This window comes from Paenibacillus sp. FSL M8-0212, assembly GCF_038004645.1.
GTDB lineage: Bacteria > Bacillota > Bacilli > Paenibacillales > Paenibacillaceae > Paenibacillus.
Genome location: NZ_JBBORP010000001.1, coordinates 674,105 through 689,904, shown reverse-complemented (window position 1 = coordinate 689,904; position 15,800 = coordinate 674,105). Strand labels below are relative to the sequence as shown.

Sequence of the window (15,800 nt, the reverse complement as noted above, 5' to 3'; positions counted from 1 at the left end):
AAGTATTGCAAAGAAGGCGCTGACATCCAATAACACAATATCTATGCTGGGGGCATTCGCCCCTTGGTTGTCAGGAGCAGTTCATAGGTGTAAATTCAGACAACACAGAATCTAGCCTAAGATAAGAGCTATCTAAGGCTAGGTCGCGTCATAGATACACAGACGTTAGACGAAATTCAATATATTCAGGAGGTATAGCCATGCAAGAAACAATTGATTATGTAGAATTTACTGTAACTTTACCTATTTGTTTGCACCTTAATGAAACGGAGTTTTTCATAAAGTATAAAAGAGACACATCTATAAAAATTGTGAATAAAATTATTCATAGTGAAGAGTCGACTCCTCTAGGCACTGGAACGAATGTGGAAGTTCTTTCAGATTCTTTTAGTCATTTTAGATTTACACAATTGATAATAACTATACCAAATTTTGATACAGCTCTTTCAGAAGACTCTGAATTATTTACTGTATTTGAGAAGCCATTTTTTATGGCAGTCAACAAATTTATTGACTCCTGCAGGATAGCATTGAAAAGATACGGAATCAAAAATTATTACTCTTATAGTGAGTTCCATCAAGCAGTATATATTAAAACTCCCAAAAGTACGCTCGTAATGAATTTGATGCCTGGACAAGGAATAACCATGAGCCAACCATTTAGAACATTGGAAGAACATAATCAAGTTCAAACATTACTCTCTGACGGCGCGCCATTATTTAAAGTTTTTTTGGCTGAAGCAAGGAAAGAGTTATATCATTTTAATCTTTTGCACGCACATTTAAATGCAGTTATTGCTTTAGAAATAAAAGTTTCAGAGACTATCAGAAGGATTGGTGAAATTAAAGGGATTGAAACCTCTTCAATTTCTCAATTTATTAAAGATGTTGGACTTACAGGTAATATCAAAACGACTTTAAAACTTATTTCTCCAGATTCTACTGTTTATCCACAGGACGAAGTTTTTGAAAGATGTAAGAGTGCAATAACTTTTAGAAATAAAATAATGCATGAAGGGAAGCGAGATTTAAGCTTAGGGGAGGTAGAAAAATCTTTAGAGAATATCGAAATAATGGTAGATTTTTGCGGTGAAGTATTGAACATCGCCTAACATAATATTCACGCTGCGGGCATACGCCCTGGGTCCGGCAGTCGCCGGACACCCGACATGCGTCGGGTCGTGAATACAGGAACGTTATCCGAAACCATCCTTAAGCATTAAATACATGAGAGAATATGAATAACAATAAAAGGAGCTATGAAAATGATATGGGAATCAAGCTATTGGAAAGAGGATCTTTTAAAACTTTCGGAAAAGATTAATAGAGTTTATTTATCAACAGCGTACGACGAAGATATAGCAGTGGAATTTGAGAAGGACATAATGATCGCAATGTATTCAGTTAGAAAACTGGTAGAAGCAAAAAAAATATCTCCTAGCACTGAACTGATGGGAATAAAAATTAAAAAATTTGAAAACAAAAAAGAAGTAACAAGATTAAATTGGCATAGAATTAAAGAGCTATATGATTTAGAGAAACCAACAAATGAAAACGTGAAAATGAACTACTTATATAACCAGATCATACACAGCTACATTTTTCTTATTTCACTGAATGATGAAGAATTTATAGAAGGGTTTTATTTCAATTCTGATAAGACAAAGGATCAAAAACTATTTTACATGGATTTAAAGACGTTAAAGGAGTACATAAATGTAGTAGGAAATGATTATCCCATAGAAGAAAGGTATGAATACAATAAAATAATTGAAGATTATGCTGATATGGCGAGGAAATCGAAGAATACAGATGGCATCGGATAACATAATATTCACGCTGCGGACATGCGTCCTTGGTCCGGCGTTCGCCGGACACTCGACATGCGTCGAGTCGTGAATACAGGAACGTTATCAGGAATAATCTAGTGGAGGAAATTTAAATGAGATTAAAAATGAGTTTACTTGAGAACGCTTACGACTTTTTAGACTCTTCACTGCGTTATTATAGTTATGCTGAAGATAATTTTAAAACATGGAAAATTGCTTTTATAAATATCGTACAATCACTTGAATTGATGACTAAAGAAAAACTTAGACGCTCAAACAAGTTTCTTATTTATGAGAATATAGATAATCCGAAGAATACCATTTCATTTTCAATGGCATTGGATAGAATGATTAATGTTCTGGAATTGCCTCTTGATAAGAAGGATATTCAAAAAGTCAAAAAAGCTATAGCGCTCAGAAACCAAATGATGCATTTTGAAATAGATTTACCTGTACAAGAGTTAAAGGCGAAATACTCAATATTATTTGAATTTGCAACTTCCTTCCATTACAGATTTCTTGAAGGTGAATTACATGATTTTATCGATGAGGATCTATGGGAAATCGAAGCTGAATTAATGACTTACTTTAAGCAGAAGTTTTTGATCTATAATTCTGAAGAAGTACATCATTTATTTCCTAAAGACTTTATTGAAGCGAAGTATATCAAGGAATATTTAATAAAAGGCGAAGCCTACCCTAGAGTTAAATATGGTGAAGAAAAATATAAAGATGGGATAAGACATACAAGAGAGAGTTGTGCAGAATGTATGGTGAAACAAGGAGAATTTCATGTGCCTGGATGTGATTGGGAGCAGTGCCCAAGATGTTTCGGTCAAGCAATTTTCTGCCCATGCATTTCTGAGGAACAAGAAATTCTCTAGCAGTCATGAAGTGCGATTACATCTGATAACATAATATTCACGCTGCGGACATTCGTCCTTGATCCGGCATTCGCCGGACACCCGACATGCGTCGGGTCGTGAATACAGGAACGTTATCGGAAAATGCCTAACATGATTATTGGAGGAAGATTCATGGAAATGGAAGGCAAAAATAAGTTACCTCAGCACATTCAAAACCTAATCAGAAGTGATGATAAGGTTACTTTTGTTTGGGAGAATATCGCTCAAACATTTTATATTCAGAGTGTAGATCGACGTAATAAATATCTAAAGATACAATTAGCCGGTTTAGCAGAATCACTAAAAGAACAATCAGATAAATTAAAATGGTGTAAGAATAAGCTTCCGGTACCAGAAGTTATTGATCATGGAATATCAGGGGAGTATGAATATTTAATAACTCTGGAATTGTCTGGACTTGATGCTTCTAGTGAAACTGTAAAGAACAATCCAACTGAAATCGTTGAAATAGTAGCTCATGGGCTTCGCACAATTCATGAAATATCGATTGAAGATTGTCCATTTGATAAGTCAATGAAGCAACTAATGAAGATAATCAAAACGAAATATCAGCGAGGATTACTTAATAGCAGCTTGGATGAATCGAATGTGCATGGATTAATAGAGGAGTTGGAGGTTTACTTTAGTGATGGCCAAGAGGATCTCGTATTTACGCATGGTGACTTTAGCATGCCAAATGTAATAATTAATAATAAGAGGATTGAGGGATACTTGGATCTAGGGAATTGTGGAGTAGCGGATCGCTATTATGATTTAGCAGTAGCAGAGAACAGCATCATAAGGAATTATGGAATAACGTATATTGAGTTATTTCATAATAGTTATGGATTGAACAAGGTCGATAGACAAAGGATAGAGAATTATAAGTTGATAGAAAAGTTAGTGTGGGCATGATCGAGGATGAGGCAACATCTGATAACAACATATTCAAGCTGCGGCTACGCATTGGTCACAATGACGCGTTTGGCAGAGTAAGTTGACTCATGTGACAACTTGCTGCGCAAGTTCTTGAATATAGGAACGTTATACAAAACCTCTAAACCAAACAAAACAAAAAGATACAACACATTTGAAAGTTGAGGATGAGATTTATGGAGGATCGAGTAGGAGCTTTTTAAAGCCTTGGTTGGAGGGGGGGAATCTTAACAGACCAGTGAATTTGCTGTGACTGTGAGGATGGATGGGAAGCTGAGAGTTGGTCTTAGTATTGACACCGAAAGTTTATATCGGTGTTTTTTTATTTTTAATTCGATTGCCGCATTAAAGCAATCATAGTTTATCTTAGAATTTGGATTAGATGAAAATATTAATATTAGTATTCAACATCGGGTATAGATATTTGCATTAAAACTGACTGCTCACGTCCAGCATTAACAAGACATGACACAGTTTAGACCCATCAGAGAGGTGGATGTATGAGCCGGTTGCTTGACTTATTGGAAGAGGAACGGCGCAAGCTTAATCAGCTTGGTGAGGCATCCTTGAAGCAAGCGATTCCGTTGTGGGAGAACCCTGAGGTTCAGGAACAGAGCCGAAAGGTGGATGAACTGTTGGCACGAGTTAGTAAGATGAAGGCAAGATATAGCCGAGTTGTACGATGATGTGAGGTACATATAGGGGAGGAGAAGCAATGAATTTTCCACCGTGGATGCAACGAGCGATTCAAGCAAGGCTGGATGAGGTGACTGCCCGGATTGAACATGATCCTGAACTGAGTCGAGTACGTGGGGGAACAGACGAAGCATTTGAAGTTTTGTTTGCAGGTAAAGATGTCGAGCAAACACCTGAATATACCGAGTGGGAGAATCGTTATATTGTCAGCAAAGGCATAGAAAATGAGAGGTTGTATATGCAGGGACTACGAGATGGCATTCAGCTCACAGTATCCTTGTTAGGTCAGTCGATACCAGAGGAGACCGATACTGAAGCTTGATCCACTAAGGCGAACCCATAAGTCAGGGGAAGCTGCCTAAATCTTAACTTATAAACCGGAGCCGAAGCGTGAATCTATCGCTTCGGTTCCGGTTTTAATGCTCTACTTTTCCAAATTCTAAATTAAGGAAAGGAGGGCTTTGAGTATGTGTTAAGCTTAAACAAACAAAGGCAGAAGTGAGGTATGGTTATATGAAAAAAAAATCTAAATACTTAATCCTGCTTTTTATGTTTATTTTGATTGTGTTTATTCTGCTTTTTTTGAATACGGACAAAAATGAAGCCAATGAGCCAGTGGTTAATGGCAATATCATTCACGTCAAAAACTTTGATCTGGATGCCAAATCAACGAATTTAAAGACTATGACAGAAGGGTCGATATTTGTTGAGGGTGAGAAGGAGCATATTGATCATATCAAGATAGTAGCACATGTAGAGATTGACCCCACTGACTGGGGTGGTGTTGCATTTTATATCCCTGATCAATGGAGTGTCTCCAGCATCAACAGCAGTTATCCTGAACATCAATCGAAGTTAAAGCCTGCTGAGTATGTATCCACCTGGATGAATTCTTCGGATGACTCTTCATGGCGCACAATGGTTGAAGTTGGGAGAGAACGAAATTACATAGCAAATGGCGGAGGTACTGGAACGATTGTGATCGAATTAAGTCCCGATAAAAAGGGGATGTCCACCTCTGAGTCATTGAACATTGGTATTGAGGTTGGATCAGAAGAGAAAGATGGAAAGAGAGTTATGGGCACAGATTCTGTTGAAGTTCCTGTATTTTAAAGTGCTAGGTTACCTAGATATAGAAAAACAAGCCGAAGCGATGGCAATGCACGCTTCGGCTTGTTTTTTATACTTTTATTTTGACCCGTGTTACTTTTTCAATCCTTACTTCCCACTTACCGACTTAAACCATTCATTCACTTCTTGCGTGATCTGATCTCCGCCATTGGATTTCCAGTTGGCGACGAATTGGTCAAAGGCATCAATTGGCAGATTGCCATAGATGATTTTGTTGAAGGTTTCCATCTCGGACTGGCGGAGCAGGTTCCATTTGGATACCATGGTTGGTGTTGCAGCGCCAGTGAAGTAGTTTTGTTTACGGACATCGATCTGGGACATAACGACTTTACCTGCATACCAGTTTTCCGGTTTACGGAATTCGGCCATTTGTTTCTCGTAAGGTGTTTCAGGCTTCTCGCCGTTGGCCAGCTTCACGAGTGTTTTCATGTACAGATCCGGGATACGTGCTGGGCCGGTCAGGAAAGGGAATTCGTTGGAGAAGTCTTTGATCTTCTCTTTGTCACTGGTCGGTTGTCCGTCAATGATATCCCAGTCGTAACCTTTTGCGAAGCCGTATTCATACTCACTGCCCGCAGCCGGGTTAGCCAGGTTATCGAGCAAGTAGTTGTAGTACAGGAAGATGGCTTCTGGATGCTTGGCATCCTTGTTAATCATGATACTTGCGTTGACACCAGAGTTCTGCCACTTCGTACCGATCTTGCCGTCTGGGCCAGCAGGAACAGGGTAAGCTTTATATTTTGAGCCAGGTACGTTCTTCAGCAGGTCGGGTGCAGGCCAGTCCGGTACCCAGTTTGCGCCAGGCAGAATGCCCGCTTTGCCAGCTGTCCAGCTTTCAGCGGATTTGCCTTCGTCCCACAGAGCGGAGTCAGCGTGGATATAACCTTTATCCATCCATTCAGCCAGCTTGGCAAGGGCTTGTTTGGCACCCGGGTTAACGGAGCCGTACTCAAGGTTGCCGTTTGCGTCTTTGTTCCATTGCTCCTCGATTGTGCCGTATGCACCGAACAACCAGTCGAGCTGACCCATCCAGGTGTTGGTGTTATTTTTCAGCGAGATTGCCAGCGGGAATACTTTGTCTGGAGACAGACCGTCCGGGTTCTCGTTTTTGAATTTATCCATGATGTTCTCAAGGTCTGCAATAGTTTTCGGAGCTTCTAGGTTCAGCTTCTCCATCCAGTCCTCGCGGAGCCAGAGCAGTGTATCGTCGTTATCGGTGTACTCCATGATCGGCATATTGTATTTCTTGCCGTCCTTGGTGAACGGATACCACAGTTCAGGATGTGCTGCTGCGTGATCTTTCAGGGTCTGACTCGCGTACTTGTCGAACAACTCATCGATGGCGATGAATTGACCGGAGTCGATCAGCTGATTGGTCAGTACCGCATTGGTGGGTACGGTAACGAAATCAGGCAGTTTCTCGCCAGAGGCGATTGCCAGTTGCAGCTTTTGTCTGTATTGATCGTCATTGGCTGGATACCAGGTATCTTTATGTTTCATACCCAGCGTTTCGAGCATCCAGCGATCGTGCACGTTATTTTCTTTGGTATCTCCTTGCACGTATTTCTTCGGCATCAATACCGAACTGAACTCGATGGGTGGGTCATATTTTCCTTTGGCAAAAGCAGCTTCTGCTTCAGCTGAGCCGACTGTTCCCGGCGTATTATCGCTACCATTGTCACTGGCTGTCTCGCCACTGCCGCACGCAGTGATCGTGATGAGCGCGATAACCATGAGCAGTGACCACCATGTTTTTTTGAATTTGATCATTGTTCAATCCCCCTACGGTGTATGATCTTTACAGTGTAACTGTACCAATTTGTGCGGGAGTGCATCTATATGAGTTTTTTAGTTTTGATAGGACTCTATTAGTGAATGTTCAAATGAAGTTCAAAAAATTCGGTTTTCAGTACCGAGAAGATGGGATAAAGCTAGAAATGGAGTAGCGGAGCGTAGGAAAACTACGTGAGCAACTACAATGTTTCCAAAGGAAACATACTTCGTAAGCCTCCCGCTTATTTCGGCTGAATTCCATATTCGATGCTGATGATGCCGTGAGGCATCCTTCGTAATCAAAAGTGGATTTTTTGAACAACCTCTAAGATGTTATTTGTGCTGGTCTCTGTATTCTTGCGGCGTAACGCCGAATTGACGCTTGAACACTTTGATAAAATAAGCCGGGTCCATGTAGCCAATCTCCATGCTGATTTCATACACTTTTTTGGTGGTCGTGACCAGCTTGTGACAGGCCCGATCCATGCGCAGGCGCGAGATATAATCACTGATGCCTTCACCCGTTTCGATCTTATAGATCTTGGACAAATGCGTCGGGTGCAGATTGACATGGTCGGCCAGTACACGCAAAGACACATCCAGATGCAGGTTCTTATCTGTAAAATCCTGAATCTTCTTCACATACTCGGAACGGATGTCCTTGATCTCGTTGGACGTGCCTTCCTTGAGTTTGCCAAGCACACTGAGCGACCATTTCCGCAATTTGCTGATGGTGGCGAAAACTTCCCCACTTTGCAAATCCTCGACATCATTGCCCATTAAAGTGGTCAGAGTCAGCTTGTTCCGGTGGGCAATATTGGTGAACGAAGCCGTAATAAGAAAACCTGCCTCCATGCAGTGCTCCCAGGATTCCGACCATTTCTCATCCAGTTCCGCGCAGACCGCGAGGATTTTCTCTTCGGCGGCATCCCACTGTCCGCTCTCTAGCAAACTAATGAAGGTGGGCGGGGTATACAGCACGTCCAAGGGACCTTGGGCCGCAGGCGTTTCGACATCGCTGACACGCATGACGAATTCGCGTTCGTCTCCTACGATCTGCCGGAAATAGGCGGAAGCCTGACGGAAGCGATCGTAAAGCTGATCCGGGAAGGTGAACCACTCGGTGATAACGATGGAGAGGGAGCCTTTCAGAAACTGTTTTACTTTGGATTGAAGCTGAATGGACAGCTTCTCCAGAATGGTTTCTTTGCCAATATCGCCTTTCCGATCTTTCAACTGAAGCAAAAACACCAGATAACCGTGCTCCTCCTTCACGCCCCACACTTCCATAAACTCACCTATAATCTCTTCCGCCATGTTGATGATCGCATATTCGATCAGGGTCTGATCATTGCTGTCATAGTGTCCGAATTCTTCTTCCAAACGAACCAGCATTAATGCGGCATCCCCAGTGTGAAAGGGGAGATTGTAATTGGCCAGCTTCCGCTCCCATTCGGCAGCGGCGATTCGTTGTCCCTGCAAAGCCCCCAGGAGCAGTCGTCCCCGCAAATGGGGGAGATTCTCTCGCAAGGTGAACTGCGTTCGTGTCAGTGAACTGACAAGTTCCCATTCGTTGTTCAATTGATCGATGGCTTTCTGAACAGCACCCATTAATTCATCGTCTGTCGGGGGCTTGAGCAGATAGTCTACGGCCTCGAACTGGATGGCTTTTTTGGCGTAATCAAATTCGGAATATCCGGATAACAGAATACATTTTATTTTTTTGTCCCGGATGCGGATGCGTTCAATTAGTTCAATACCTGTCATTTCGGGCATCTGGATGTCCGAGATCACGATATCGATGGGGTGGGTGTCGATCATTTGTAGTGCTTCGTGTGCCGAGTATGCTTTATGCACATGTTCAATCCCCAGCGTGTGCCAGGGCTTGGTCATGGACAGGTTATCGACCCAGTGTGCTTCATCGTCTACGATCATCATGTGCATGTTTGTATTGTCTCCTTGGTGGTTGAACGCAGACATCTGTACACTTGCCACTCCGATGACAGAATAACCTTTCGATCGCTGTTATCCCCAGATTTATTGAATGAGCTTTATAATGTGTAAATCTGGTGATAAAGGCGAACGCTTTGCTTCTTCAGGTTTTTTCTGTCCTCTGCGTTATTGTGTACATGATCTTGTTCAAAATAAAATAGTCAACTTATCGTTAGTAGCGCATCAATTCGTATCGGTATTACCTTTATCGGAATCTGTGTTCTCTTTTGGTATCTCCCAGATAATCTCGGTTCGGAATCCGCCTAGTGGGGATGGGCCGAATAGGAGGTAGGAATGACTACCGAACAGGTGCGTGATTCGTTGGTGCGTATTCCAAAGGCCGCAGCCCATTTCTTCTTGTAGTGGTTCCTGCATTTTCAGGTTCAATGCTTCGTACTGTTCCGGGCTTAAGCCAGGACCATCGTCGTCGATGTATATTCTGCCAAAACCATTCAAACGCTCCCCGGTAATTCGGATTTCGCCGGAAGAATAGGACTTCGCCACGCCGTGTATGACGGAATTCTCGACCATCGGTTGAAGCATTAATCGTGGCACCGACTGGGCAAGCATGTCCTCAGGGATATCAATGTGATACTCAATTCGACCATTACGCAGCTTCTGGATATCCAGATAGTTGATCAACAGTTTAATCTCTTCTTGTAGCGACGACGTCTCCCGTTCCATACGGGTGGTGTAGCGATAATACGCACTAAGGTTATGCGCCATGGAGACCACGGCTTGCTCGTCCTTCATCTGGGCCATGTTGATGATATACCCGAGACAATTATATAAGAAATGCGGATTGATCTGCGCTTGTAATTGCTTCAGCGTAGCTTCCCTGGCTCTAATTTTCTCATGGAATACATTCTCGATCAGATCTTGAATCTGATGGGACATATCGTTGAATCGGCGGAACAGGAATGAGAACTCATTCTGGTTTTTGCTATGCAGTCGGACAGAATAATCCCCTTGCTCGACGCGGCGTAAGCCTTTGATCAGCTGTTTGATCGGATATTGCACATTCCGGTACAGCAGGATCGACGCAGAGATGCCCACCACCAGCAGCAAAATCATACAGGTGTAGAACAGATTCTGACTCAGCGAGATGGGTTTCAAAATCTGATACAGCGGGATCACGTCCACCAGATGCCAATCCAGATAAGTGGACTTCACCGAGCTAACCAGATATTTTTTCCCGTTCAGCTTCACGACATCTTGGGTGGTATCTTCTGGAGAGTGTGTATCCAGATACTGAATGAGTTCTGCGGATAATTGCTTGTCCGCGCTGCGATTGAGAATGGGTGAATTTCCTTTGTGATACAAGAAAGGATCGCCTTGTCCGCCCGCTTTATACGTATCCAGCATATTCTGAATGTTCTCATAGCTGAAGCTGGCTTCAATCACCAGATTACTTCCCGTGAGCATCCCCGGCTGTGCCAAGGAATCGGTATAAAACCAATAGAAGGAATTTAGTTCGTCCTGTGATGCGGCTCCCTGATCCCCATAGGTCCATCGTCCACTCATATTTTTTTTCAAATACGCCTCATCATATCCTGTCGTTTGGTTGTAGTTGGCTATGACATCCTTATTCTGCTGTGAATACACCGCATATCGGGTGGGCCATATATCCGTAACGCCGGTTTGCAGCGTCATCTTCTCTTGTATCACATAACGGGTCTGCATCCGGTCATATCGATCATCCCACATGTTAAGGCCGTTGAATGCTCTGACATTGGGGTCTCGGGAGAGAATCAGGCTGAAATCCATCATCTGATTGATGCGGGAGTCGATCTGACTGGACAGAAACGTGAGCTGTTTGGTGTTGGAGATCTGCAGTTCTTTGCTGACGACATCATAGGTGACGTTATTCGAGTAGGTGTACATGATCAGAATGGGGATGAACAAGACCACAATTAACAAGTTTATTTTGGCAAAAAGGCTGAATCGGGATCTGGTTTTACCTTGAAAAGGCATTAAGCGCTTCCATATATGCATGAAAAGTCTCCTTCTAATTCGTGTGTAAACAACCTCTTCTGATGATATCCCTAACAAAACACTATCAAGCCTAACAATGTTATATAGTCAGACCTCAGAATGGCTTGATACTATTTATATCAGAGAACCCGATCACACACAAAAACTTTTTTTGGGAACAGGAGAAGCGCTATGGAGGCTAAATTGGAGGGTAAGCGGATCCCGCAGGCAAACGTTGGGAACAAGCTGGATAAAAAGAGAAAAAAACGCTACAAACAGCCATGGATTCTGCACTTCATGGTGTTACCGGCGGCTATTATGGTCTTTATATTTTCATACATTCCGATGTCCGGGATTTTGATGGCATTTCAAGATTATAAACCTGCACTGGGATTTTTCAATTCCGAATGGGTAGGACTGAAGCACTTCAGGTATATGTGGGAAAATGATTATTTCCTGCAAATAACGTGGAACACGCTATTTTTTGCCTGTACGAAGATCGTCATGAATCTGATCATTCCGTTTATCTTTGCCTTATTGCTTAACGAGGTACGTAAGATGGCGCTGAAAAGAACGATTCAAACGCTCGTGTATCTTCCACACTTTCTGTCCTGGGTTACGTTGTCAGGTATTCTGATCGACATTCTGGCCCAGACGGGTATTGTCAATCAGTTCCTGGTATCCGTATTTGGCATCAAGCCGATCTTCTTCCTGGGGGATGGCAGCTGGTTCCGATTCACGATTATTGCGAGTGATGTCTGGAAAGAGTTTGGTTTCAACACAATTATCTTCCTCGCGGCACTGTCTGGCATTAACCCTGCACTTTATGAAGCAGCTGAAGTGGATGGAGCAGGACGCTGGAAGCAAACGATGTATATTACCATCCCGGCACTGATTCCCATTGGGATTGTAATCGCAACACTGGCACTGGGTAATGTGCTTAACGCCAACTTTGACCAGATCTTTAACTTGTATAGTCCGTTGATCTACCAACAAGGAGATATTATCGATACGTTTGTGTATAGAGAAGGTCTGCTAAGTGGGCAGTTCAGTTTCGCTACCGCCGTGAATCTGTTCAAATCGGTCATCAGCCTGATCCTGATTGTGATCTCGTACCGACTGGCTTACCGATTCGCCGGATATCGAATTTTCTAGAAAGGATGACAAACGAATGTACCATAAAACGATACCTTACCGCATATTCAGCATATTCAACAATGTGTTACTGACCATCCTTTCACTGCTCTGCTTGCTGCCTTTGTATCACTTGCTCATGGTATCACTTAGCGCATCTGCGCCTGCAAATGCTGGTCTCGTAACGTTCTGGCCGATTGGATTTACACTGGAGGCGTATGCGAAGACATTTGCCAATACAAACTTCCTCTCCTCCTTATGGGTGTCTGTGGAGCGGACGGTACTCGGTACTGGACTTGCGTTAATTGTTAATACGCTTGCAGCCTATGCGCTTTCCAAAGAGACGCGTGTGTTCCGCGCACGTAACATCTATCTGTGGTATTTTGTCATCACGATGCTGTTCAGCGGTGGCCTCATTCCGGGGTACATCCTGATTCTGAAGCTAGGACTGATGAACACATTGCTGGCCTTGATTCTGCCAGGATTGGTTGCGGTGTTTAACATCATTCTGCTGCTGAACTTCTTCCGTACCGTTCCGAAGGATTTGGAGGAAGCTGCATTTATCGATGGCGCAGGGCACTTGCAGACGTTTATCAAAATCTACCTGCCTGTCTCCGTACCTGTTATTGCAACGGTTTCTCTCTTCATGATGGTTGGGCATTGGAACGCATATTTTGACGGGATCATCTACATCCGTGATGCGGAGAAGCTGCCACTCGCGACATTCATGCAGACGATCATCGTGCAGGCCGATATGTCGAAGCTTGATCCAGAAGCGGTGAAGAACCTCTCCCAACGGACGATTCGGGCTTCGCAGATCTTTATCAGCGCACTGCCAATCCTGCTTGTGTACCCGTTCCTGCAACGTTATTTTGTAACGGGGATTGTTGTTGGAGCTGTTAAGGAGTAGTTGGATGTAGGGAATGAATAGGATTGTAAAATGGAGTCACTGAACTGGGGAAGGCCAGGGAGGTGGCTTCTTTTTTGTGTATGGAAAAAGAACGTTGCACATATGTAGTGTATTACCTTTATTTGAATAAAATGGTACGATGAGTTGATAAAAGAGTGATCCTCAATATTTGTCTCTTAAAGTGTGTACATCCCACAGAACGAATCAAATACCAGTTTCAAATGGGCGATTTTTACTCCTGCTTTTATTTAACTAGTGCAGTGAGATAGAGAAGAAAATAGTAATGATAATAAGTGCAGGAGGGAATTCAAAATGGAATTTAGAAGAATAACTTGGGATAATTTTATCGAATGTATTGAACTTAAAGTCACTCCAGACCAACAAAGATTCATATCCTCGAACCAACATGCACTTGCTGAAGCGTACGTTGCCTCAGATGAGGGGCAGATTATAATTACTTTTGCAGTCTATAAGGAAGACAATATGATAGGTTTTATTTCGATGTACTATGATGACGGGGATGGCAACTTTGATTATAGCAGTTATGGCATCTTCAAGATGATGATTGACCAGCGATACCAAGGTAAGGGATATGGTAAAGAAATGGTAGTAAAAGCAATTGAGTATGCGAGGACTTTTCCACGAGGAAAAGCCAAAGTTGTAGAACTCACCTACAAACCTGAAAATGTAGTTGCGAAGAAAATTTATGACTCTCTTGGTTTTATTCAAACCGGTGAAATATTGGCATGTGGCGAAGTACAGGCGGTTTTAAGTTTGTAATTGTCCGTTACAGCTCCAATCCTGCTCTTGCTTCATGAAATTTACACCTCGATTTGGGCTATTCAAATCAACTATTCCCGAATCGAGCTATTTCAAATTTAGAGAGGATGAAAACGATGATGGATCAAATCTTGAAACAAGCGATAGTCAGGGGAGAAACTTCGCTAGGCATTGAATTTGGATCCACACGAATCAAAGCTGTACTTATTGATCACCATTTTAATACCATCTGTTCCAGCAGTTATGAGTGGGAAAATCAATTGATTGGCGGTTACTGGACTTACCCTATGGATGAAATGATTCATGGGTTGCAACAAACCTATCATCAATTAAAGCAAGAGATTGAAACAAATTATGGTGTAACGATACAAAAAATTGGCTCGATCGGATGTTCTGCTATGATGCAGGGTTACATTGCACTTGATCAGACAGGGGAGTTATTGGTTCCGTTTCGTACATGGCGCAATGCCACAACGGGTAAGGCTGCATCAGAGCTAAACGAGAAATTTCAGTTTAAAATTCCAGAGCGCTGGAGCATCGCACATTTGTATCAAGCGATTTTGAACGGAGAAGAGCACGTAGCTAACATCAATTATATTACGACACTATCAGGTTACATACATCGGCTGTTAACTGGCAGTAAAGCTATAGGTATAGGGGATGCCTCAGGCATGTTCCCAATTGATGAATCCACCCTGGGATATCATGAAGAAATGTTGAAAAAGTTTGACGATTTAATTACCGACAAAGGCTACCCGTGGAATCTTAAAGATATTTTACCTAAAGTGTATACTGCCGGTGAACATGCCGGATATCTTAGTGAAGCTGGTGCTCGATTGTTAGATCCATCAGGTAACTTGGAATCCAATATACCACTGTGCCCTCCGGAAGGGGATGCTGGAACAGGGATGGTCGCTACAAATAGTGTCCAAAAACGTACGGGTAACATCTCCGTAGGTACATCGATTTTTGCCATGATTGTATTAGATAAAAACCTATCTAGGGTATACCCTGAGATTGATATCGTCACTACACCTGATGGCAATCCTGTGGCTATGGTTCTTGCGAATAACTGCTCCAGCGATATTAATGCCTGGGTCGACTTGTTCCGTAAGTTTTATGAGGCGATGGGACAGAAGCCCGATATGAACCAGTTATTCAGTGTGTTGTTCAATGAAGCACTGAAAGCTGACGCTGATGGCGGTGGCTTACTGAGCTATGGCTACTATTCAGGCGAGAACATTACAGGAATTGCAAAAGGTCGTCCGTTGTTCGTACGTTCTCCAGAGAGCCGCTTCAATCTGGCAAACTTCATGAGAGTCCATCTGTTTGCTGCGTTTGCTGCACTTAGGCTCGGGCTGGATATTCTTACACAGAAGGAGCACGTAACGATTGAGCACATTTGGGCGCATGGCGGATTGTTCAAAACCCCACTAGTCGCTCAAAAAATGTGCGCATCCGCACTGAATATTCCCGTGTCGGTCATGTCTACCGCTGGTGAAGGTGGCGCATGGGGAATAGCTATTTTGGCTTCCTACATGGTTAATAAGCAGCAACACGAGGGTTTGGCGGAGTACCTTACTACTAAGGTGTTTATTGATGCAGAAGGACAAGAGATTTCTCCAAATAGCGCGGATGTGAATGGATTTGCCTTGTTCATGGAGCGTTACACAGAAGGATTGGCCATTGAGCAGTCAGCGGTAGATCATTTCGTGGAAAATGGGAAGAAAGCCTAAGATG

General features: G+C 42.8%; 14 protein-coding genes. 11 read left to right on the top strand and 3 right to left on the bottom strand.

What is annotated here, in order from left to right; all coding sequences use genetic code 11:
- Positions 1 to 200: 200 nt before the first annotated feature.
- The 7 genes from MKX68_RS03170 to MKX68_RS03140 all read left to right on the top strand — a co-directional run bounded on the left by MKX68_RS03170 (position 201) and on the right by MKX68_RS03140 (position 5,479).
- Complete coding sequence (locus MKX68_RS03170) at positions 201 to 1,112, top strand: hypothetical protein (RefSeq protein WP_340909048.1); 912 nt, start codon at positions 201 to 203, stop codon at positions 1,110 to 1,112.
- Positions 1,113 to 1,265: 153 nt separating this feature from the next.
- Positions 1,266 to 1,826 carry a hypothetical protein gene (locus tag MKX68_RS03165; protein ID WP_340909046.1) on the top strand — a complete coding sequence of 187 codons (561 nt, stop codon included), beginning with the start codon at positions 1,266 to 1,268 and terminating at the stop codon, positions 1,824 to 1,826.
- A 116-nt stretch (positions 1,827 to 1,942) separates the two neighbouring features.
- Entirely contained in the window at positions 1,943 to 2,713 is a 771-nt protein-coding gene (locus MKX68_RS03160) for a hypothetical protein (protein WP_340909044.1), read from the top strand.
- 153 nt (positions 2,714 to 2,866) lie between these two features.
- Positions 2,867 to 3,649, top strand: coding sequence for an aminoglycoside 3'-phosphotransferase (locus MKX68_RS03155; RefSeq protein ID WP_340909041.1), 783 nt, complete (start codon positions 2,867 to 2,869; stop codon positions 3,647 to 3,649).
- A gap of 521 nt (positions 3,650 to 4,170) precedes the next feature.
- Positions 4,171 to 4,356, top strand: coding sequence for an aspartyl-phosphate phosphatase Spo0E family protein (locus MKX68_RS03150; protein ID WP_340909039.1), 186 nt, complete (start codon positions 4,171 to 4,173; stop codon positions 4,354 to 4,356).
- A 29-nt stretch (positions 4,357 to 4,385) separates the two neighbouring features.
- A complete protein-coding gene (locus MKX68_RS03145) occupies positions 4,386 to 4,688 on the top strand; it encodes a hypothetical protein (protein WP_340909037.1) in 303 nt (100 codons plus the stop codon).
- A gap of 191 nt (positions 4,689 to 4,879) precedes the next feature.
- Positions 4,880 to 5,479, top strand: coding sequence for a hypothetical protein (locus tag MKX68_RS03140; protein ID WP_340909035.1), 600 nt, complete (start codon positions 4,880 to 4,882; stop codon positions 5,477 to 5,479).
- Between the two features lie 105 nt (positions 5,480 to 5,584).
- Here the strand turns inward: MKX68_RS03140 and MKX68_RS03135 are convergent, their stop codons facing one another.
- From MKX68_RS03135 to MKX68_RS03125, 3 genes are all read right to left on the bottom strand, one after another.
- On the bottom strand, positions 5,585 to 7,267 hold the full coding sequence (locus MKX68_RS03135; RefSeq protein WP_340909033.1) for an ABC transporter substrate-binding protein: 1,683 nt from the start codon (positions 7,265 to 7,267) through the stop codon (positions 5,585 to 5,587).
- Positions 7,268 to 7,603: 336 nt separating this feature from the next.
- Positions 7,604 to 9,214 carry a response regulator transcription factor gene (locus tag MKX68_RS03130; RefSeq protein WP_340909030.1) on the bottom strand — a complete coding sequence of 537 codons (1,611 nt, stop codon included), beginning with the start codon at positions 9,212 to 9,214 and terminating at the stop codon, positions 7,604 to 7,606.
- Between the two features lie 231 nt (positions 9,215 to 9,445).
- Complete coding sequence (locus MKX68_RS03125; protein ID WP_340909028.1) at positions 9,446 to 11,257, bottom strand: sensor histidine kinase; 1,812 nt, start codon at positions 11,255 to 11,257, stop codon at positions 9,446 to 9,448.
- A 171-nt stretch (positions 11,258 to 11,428) separates the two neighbouring features.
- On the opposite strand from MKX68_RS03125, the gene MKX68_RS03120 reads away from it, so the two are divergent.
- The 4 genes from MKX68_RS03120 to MKX68_RS03105 all read left to right on the top strand — a co-directional run bounded on the left by MKX68_RS03120 (position 11,429) and on the right by MKX68_RS03105 (position 15,796).
- A complete protein-coding gene (locus tag MKX68_RS03120) occupies positions 11,429 to 12,391 on the top strand; it encodes an ABC transporter permease (protein WP_370511435.1) in 963 nt (320 codons plus the stop codon).
- A 16-nt stretch (positions 12,392 to 12,407) separates the two neighbouring features.
- Complete coding sequence (locus tag MKX68_RS03115; RefSeq protein ID WP_340909026.1) at positions 12,408 to 13,280, top strand: carbohydrate ABC transporter permease; 873 nt, start codon at positions 12,408 to 12,410, stop codon at positions 13,278 to 13,280.
- A 312-nt stretch (positions 13,281 to 13,592) separates the two neighbouring features.
- A complete protein-coding gene (locus tag MKX68_RS03110) occupies positions 13,593 to 14,060 on the top strand; it encodes a GNAT family N-acetyltransferase (protein WP_340909023.1) in 468 nt (155 codons plus the stop codon).
- A 119-nt stretch (positions 14,061 to 14,179) separates the two neighbouring features.
- Positions 14,180 to 15,796: a xylulokinase gene (locus tag MKX68_RS03105; protein ID WP_340915257.1), complete on the top strand. Its 1,617-nt coding sequence runs from the start codon at positions 14,180 to 14,182 to the stop codon at positions 15,794 to 15,796.
- Positions 15,797 to 15,800: the final 4 nt, after the last annotated feature.

Excerpts from the sequence above, each read along its gene's own strand:
- MKX68_RS03125 (WP_340909028.1), bottom strand. The coding sequence starts at position 11,257 with ATGCATATATGGAAGCGCTTAATGCCTTTTCAAGGTAAAACCAGATCC.
- MKX68_RS03140 (WP_340909035.1), top strand. The coding sequence starts at position 4,880 with ATGAAAAAAAAATCTAAATACTTAATCCTGCTTTTTATGTTTATTTTG.
- MKX68_RS03145 (WP_340909037.1), top strand. The coding sequence starts at position 4,386 with ATGAATTTTCCACCGTGGATGCAACGAGCGATTCAAGCAAGGCTGGAT.
- MKX68_RS03130 (WP_340909030.1), bottom strand. The coding sequence starts at position 9,214 with ATGCACATGATGATCGTAGACGATGAAGCACACTGGGTCGATAACCTG.
- MKX68_RS03150 (WP_340909039.1), top strand. The coding sequence starts at position 4,171 with ATGAGCCGGTTGCTTGACTTATTGGAAGAGGAACGGCGCAAGCTTAAT.
- MKX68_RS03120 (WP_370511435.1), top strand. The coding sequence starts at position 11,429 with ATGGAGGCTAAATTGGAGGGTAAGCGGATCCCGCAGGCAAACGTTGGG.
- MKX68_RS03170 (WP_340909048.1), top strand. The coding sequence starts at position 201 with ATGCAAGAAACAATTGATTATGTAGAATTTACTGTAACTTTACCTATT.
- MKX68_RS03155 (WP_340909041.1), top strand. The coding sequence starts at position 2,867 with ATGGAAATGGAAGGCAAAAATAAGTTACCTCAGCACATTCAAAACCTA.
- MKX68_RS03135 (WP_340909033.1), bottom strand. The coding sequence starts at position 7,267 with ATGATCAAATTCAAAAAAACATGGTGGTCACTGCTCATGGTTATCGCG.
- MKX68_RS03160 (WP_340909044.1), top strand. The coding sequence starts at position 1,943 with ATGAGATTAAAAATGAGTTTACTTGAGAACGCTTACGACTTTTTAGAC.
- MKX68_RS03110 (WP_340909023.1), top strand. The coding sequence starts at position 13,593 with ATGGAATTTAGAAGAATAACTTGGGATAATTTTATCGAATGTATTGAA.
- MKX68_RS03165 (WP_340909046.1), top strand. The coding sequence starts at position 1,266 with ATGATATGGGAATCAAGCTATTGGAAAGAGGATCTTTTAAAACTTTCG.
- MKX68_RS03105 (WP_340915257.1), top strand. The coding sequence starts at position 14,180 with ATGGATCAAATCTTGAAACAAGCGATAGTCAGGGGAGAAACTTCGCTA.
- MKX68_RS03115 (WP_340909026.1), top strand. The coding sequence starts at position 12,408 with ATGTACCATAAAACGATACCTTACCGCATATTCAGCATATTCAACAAT.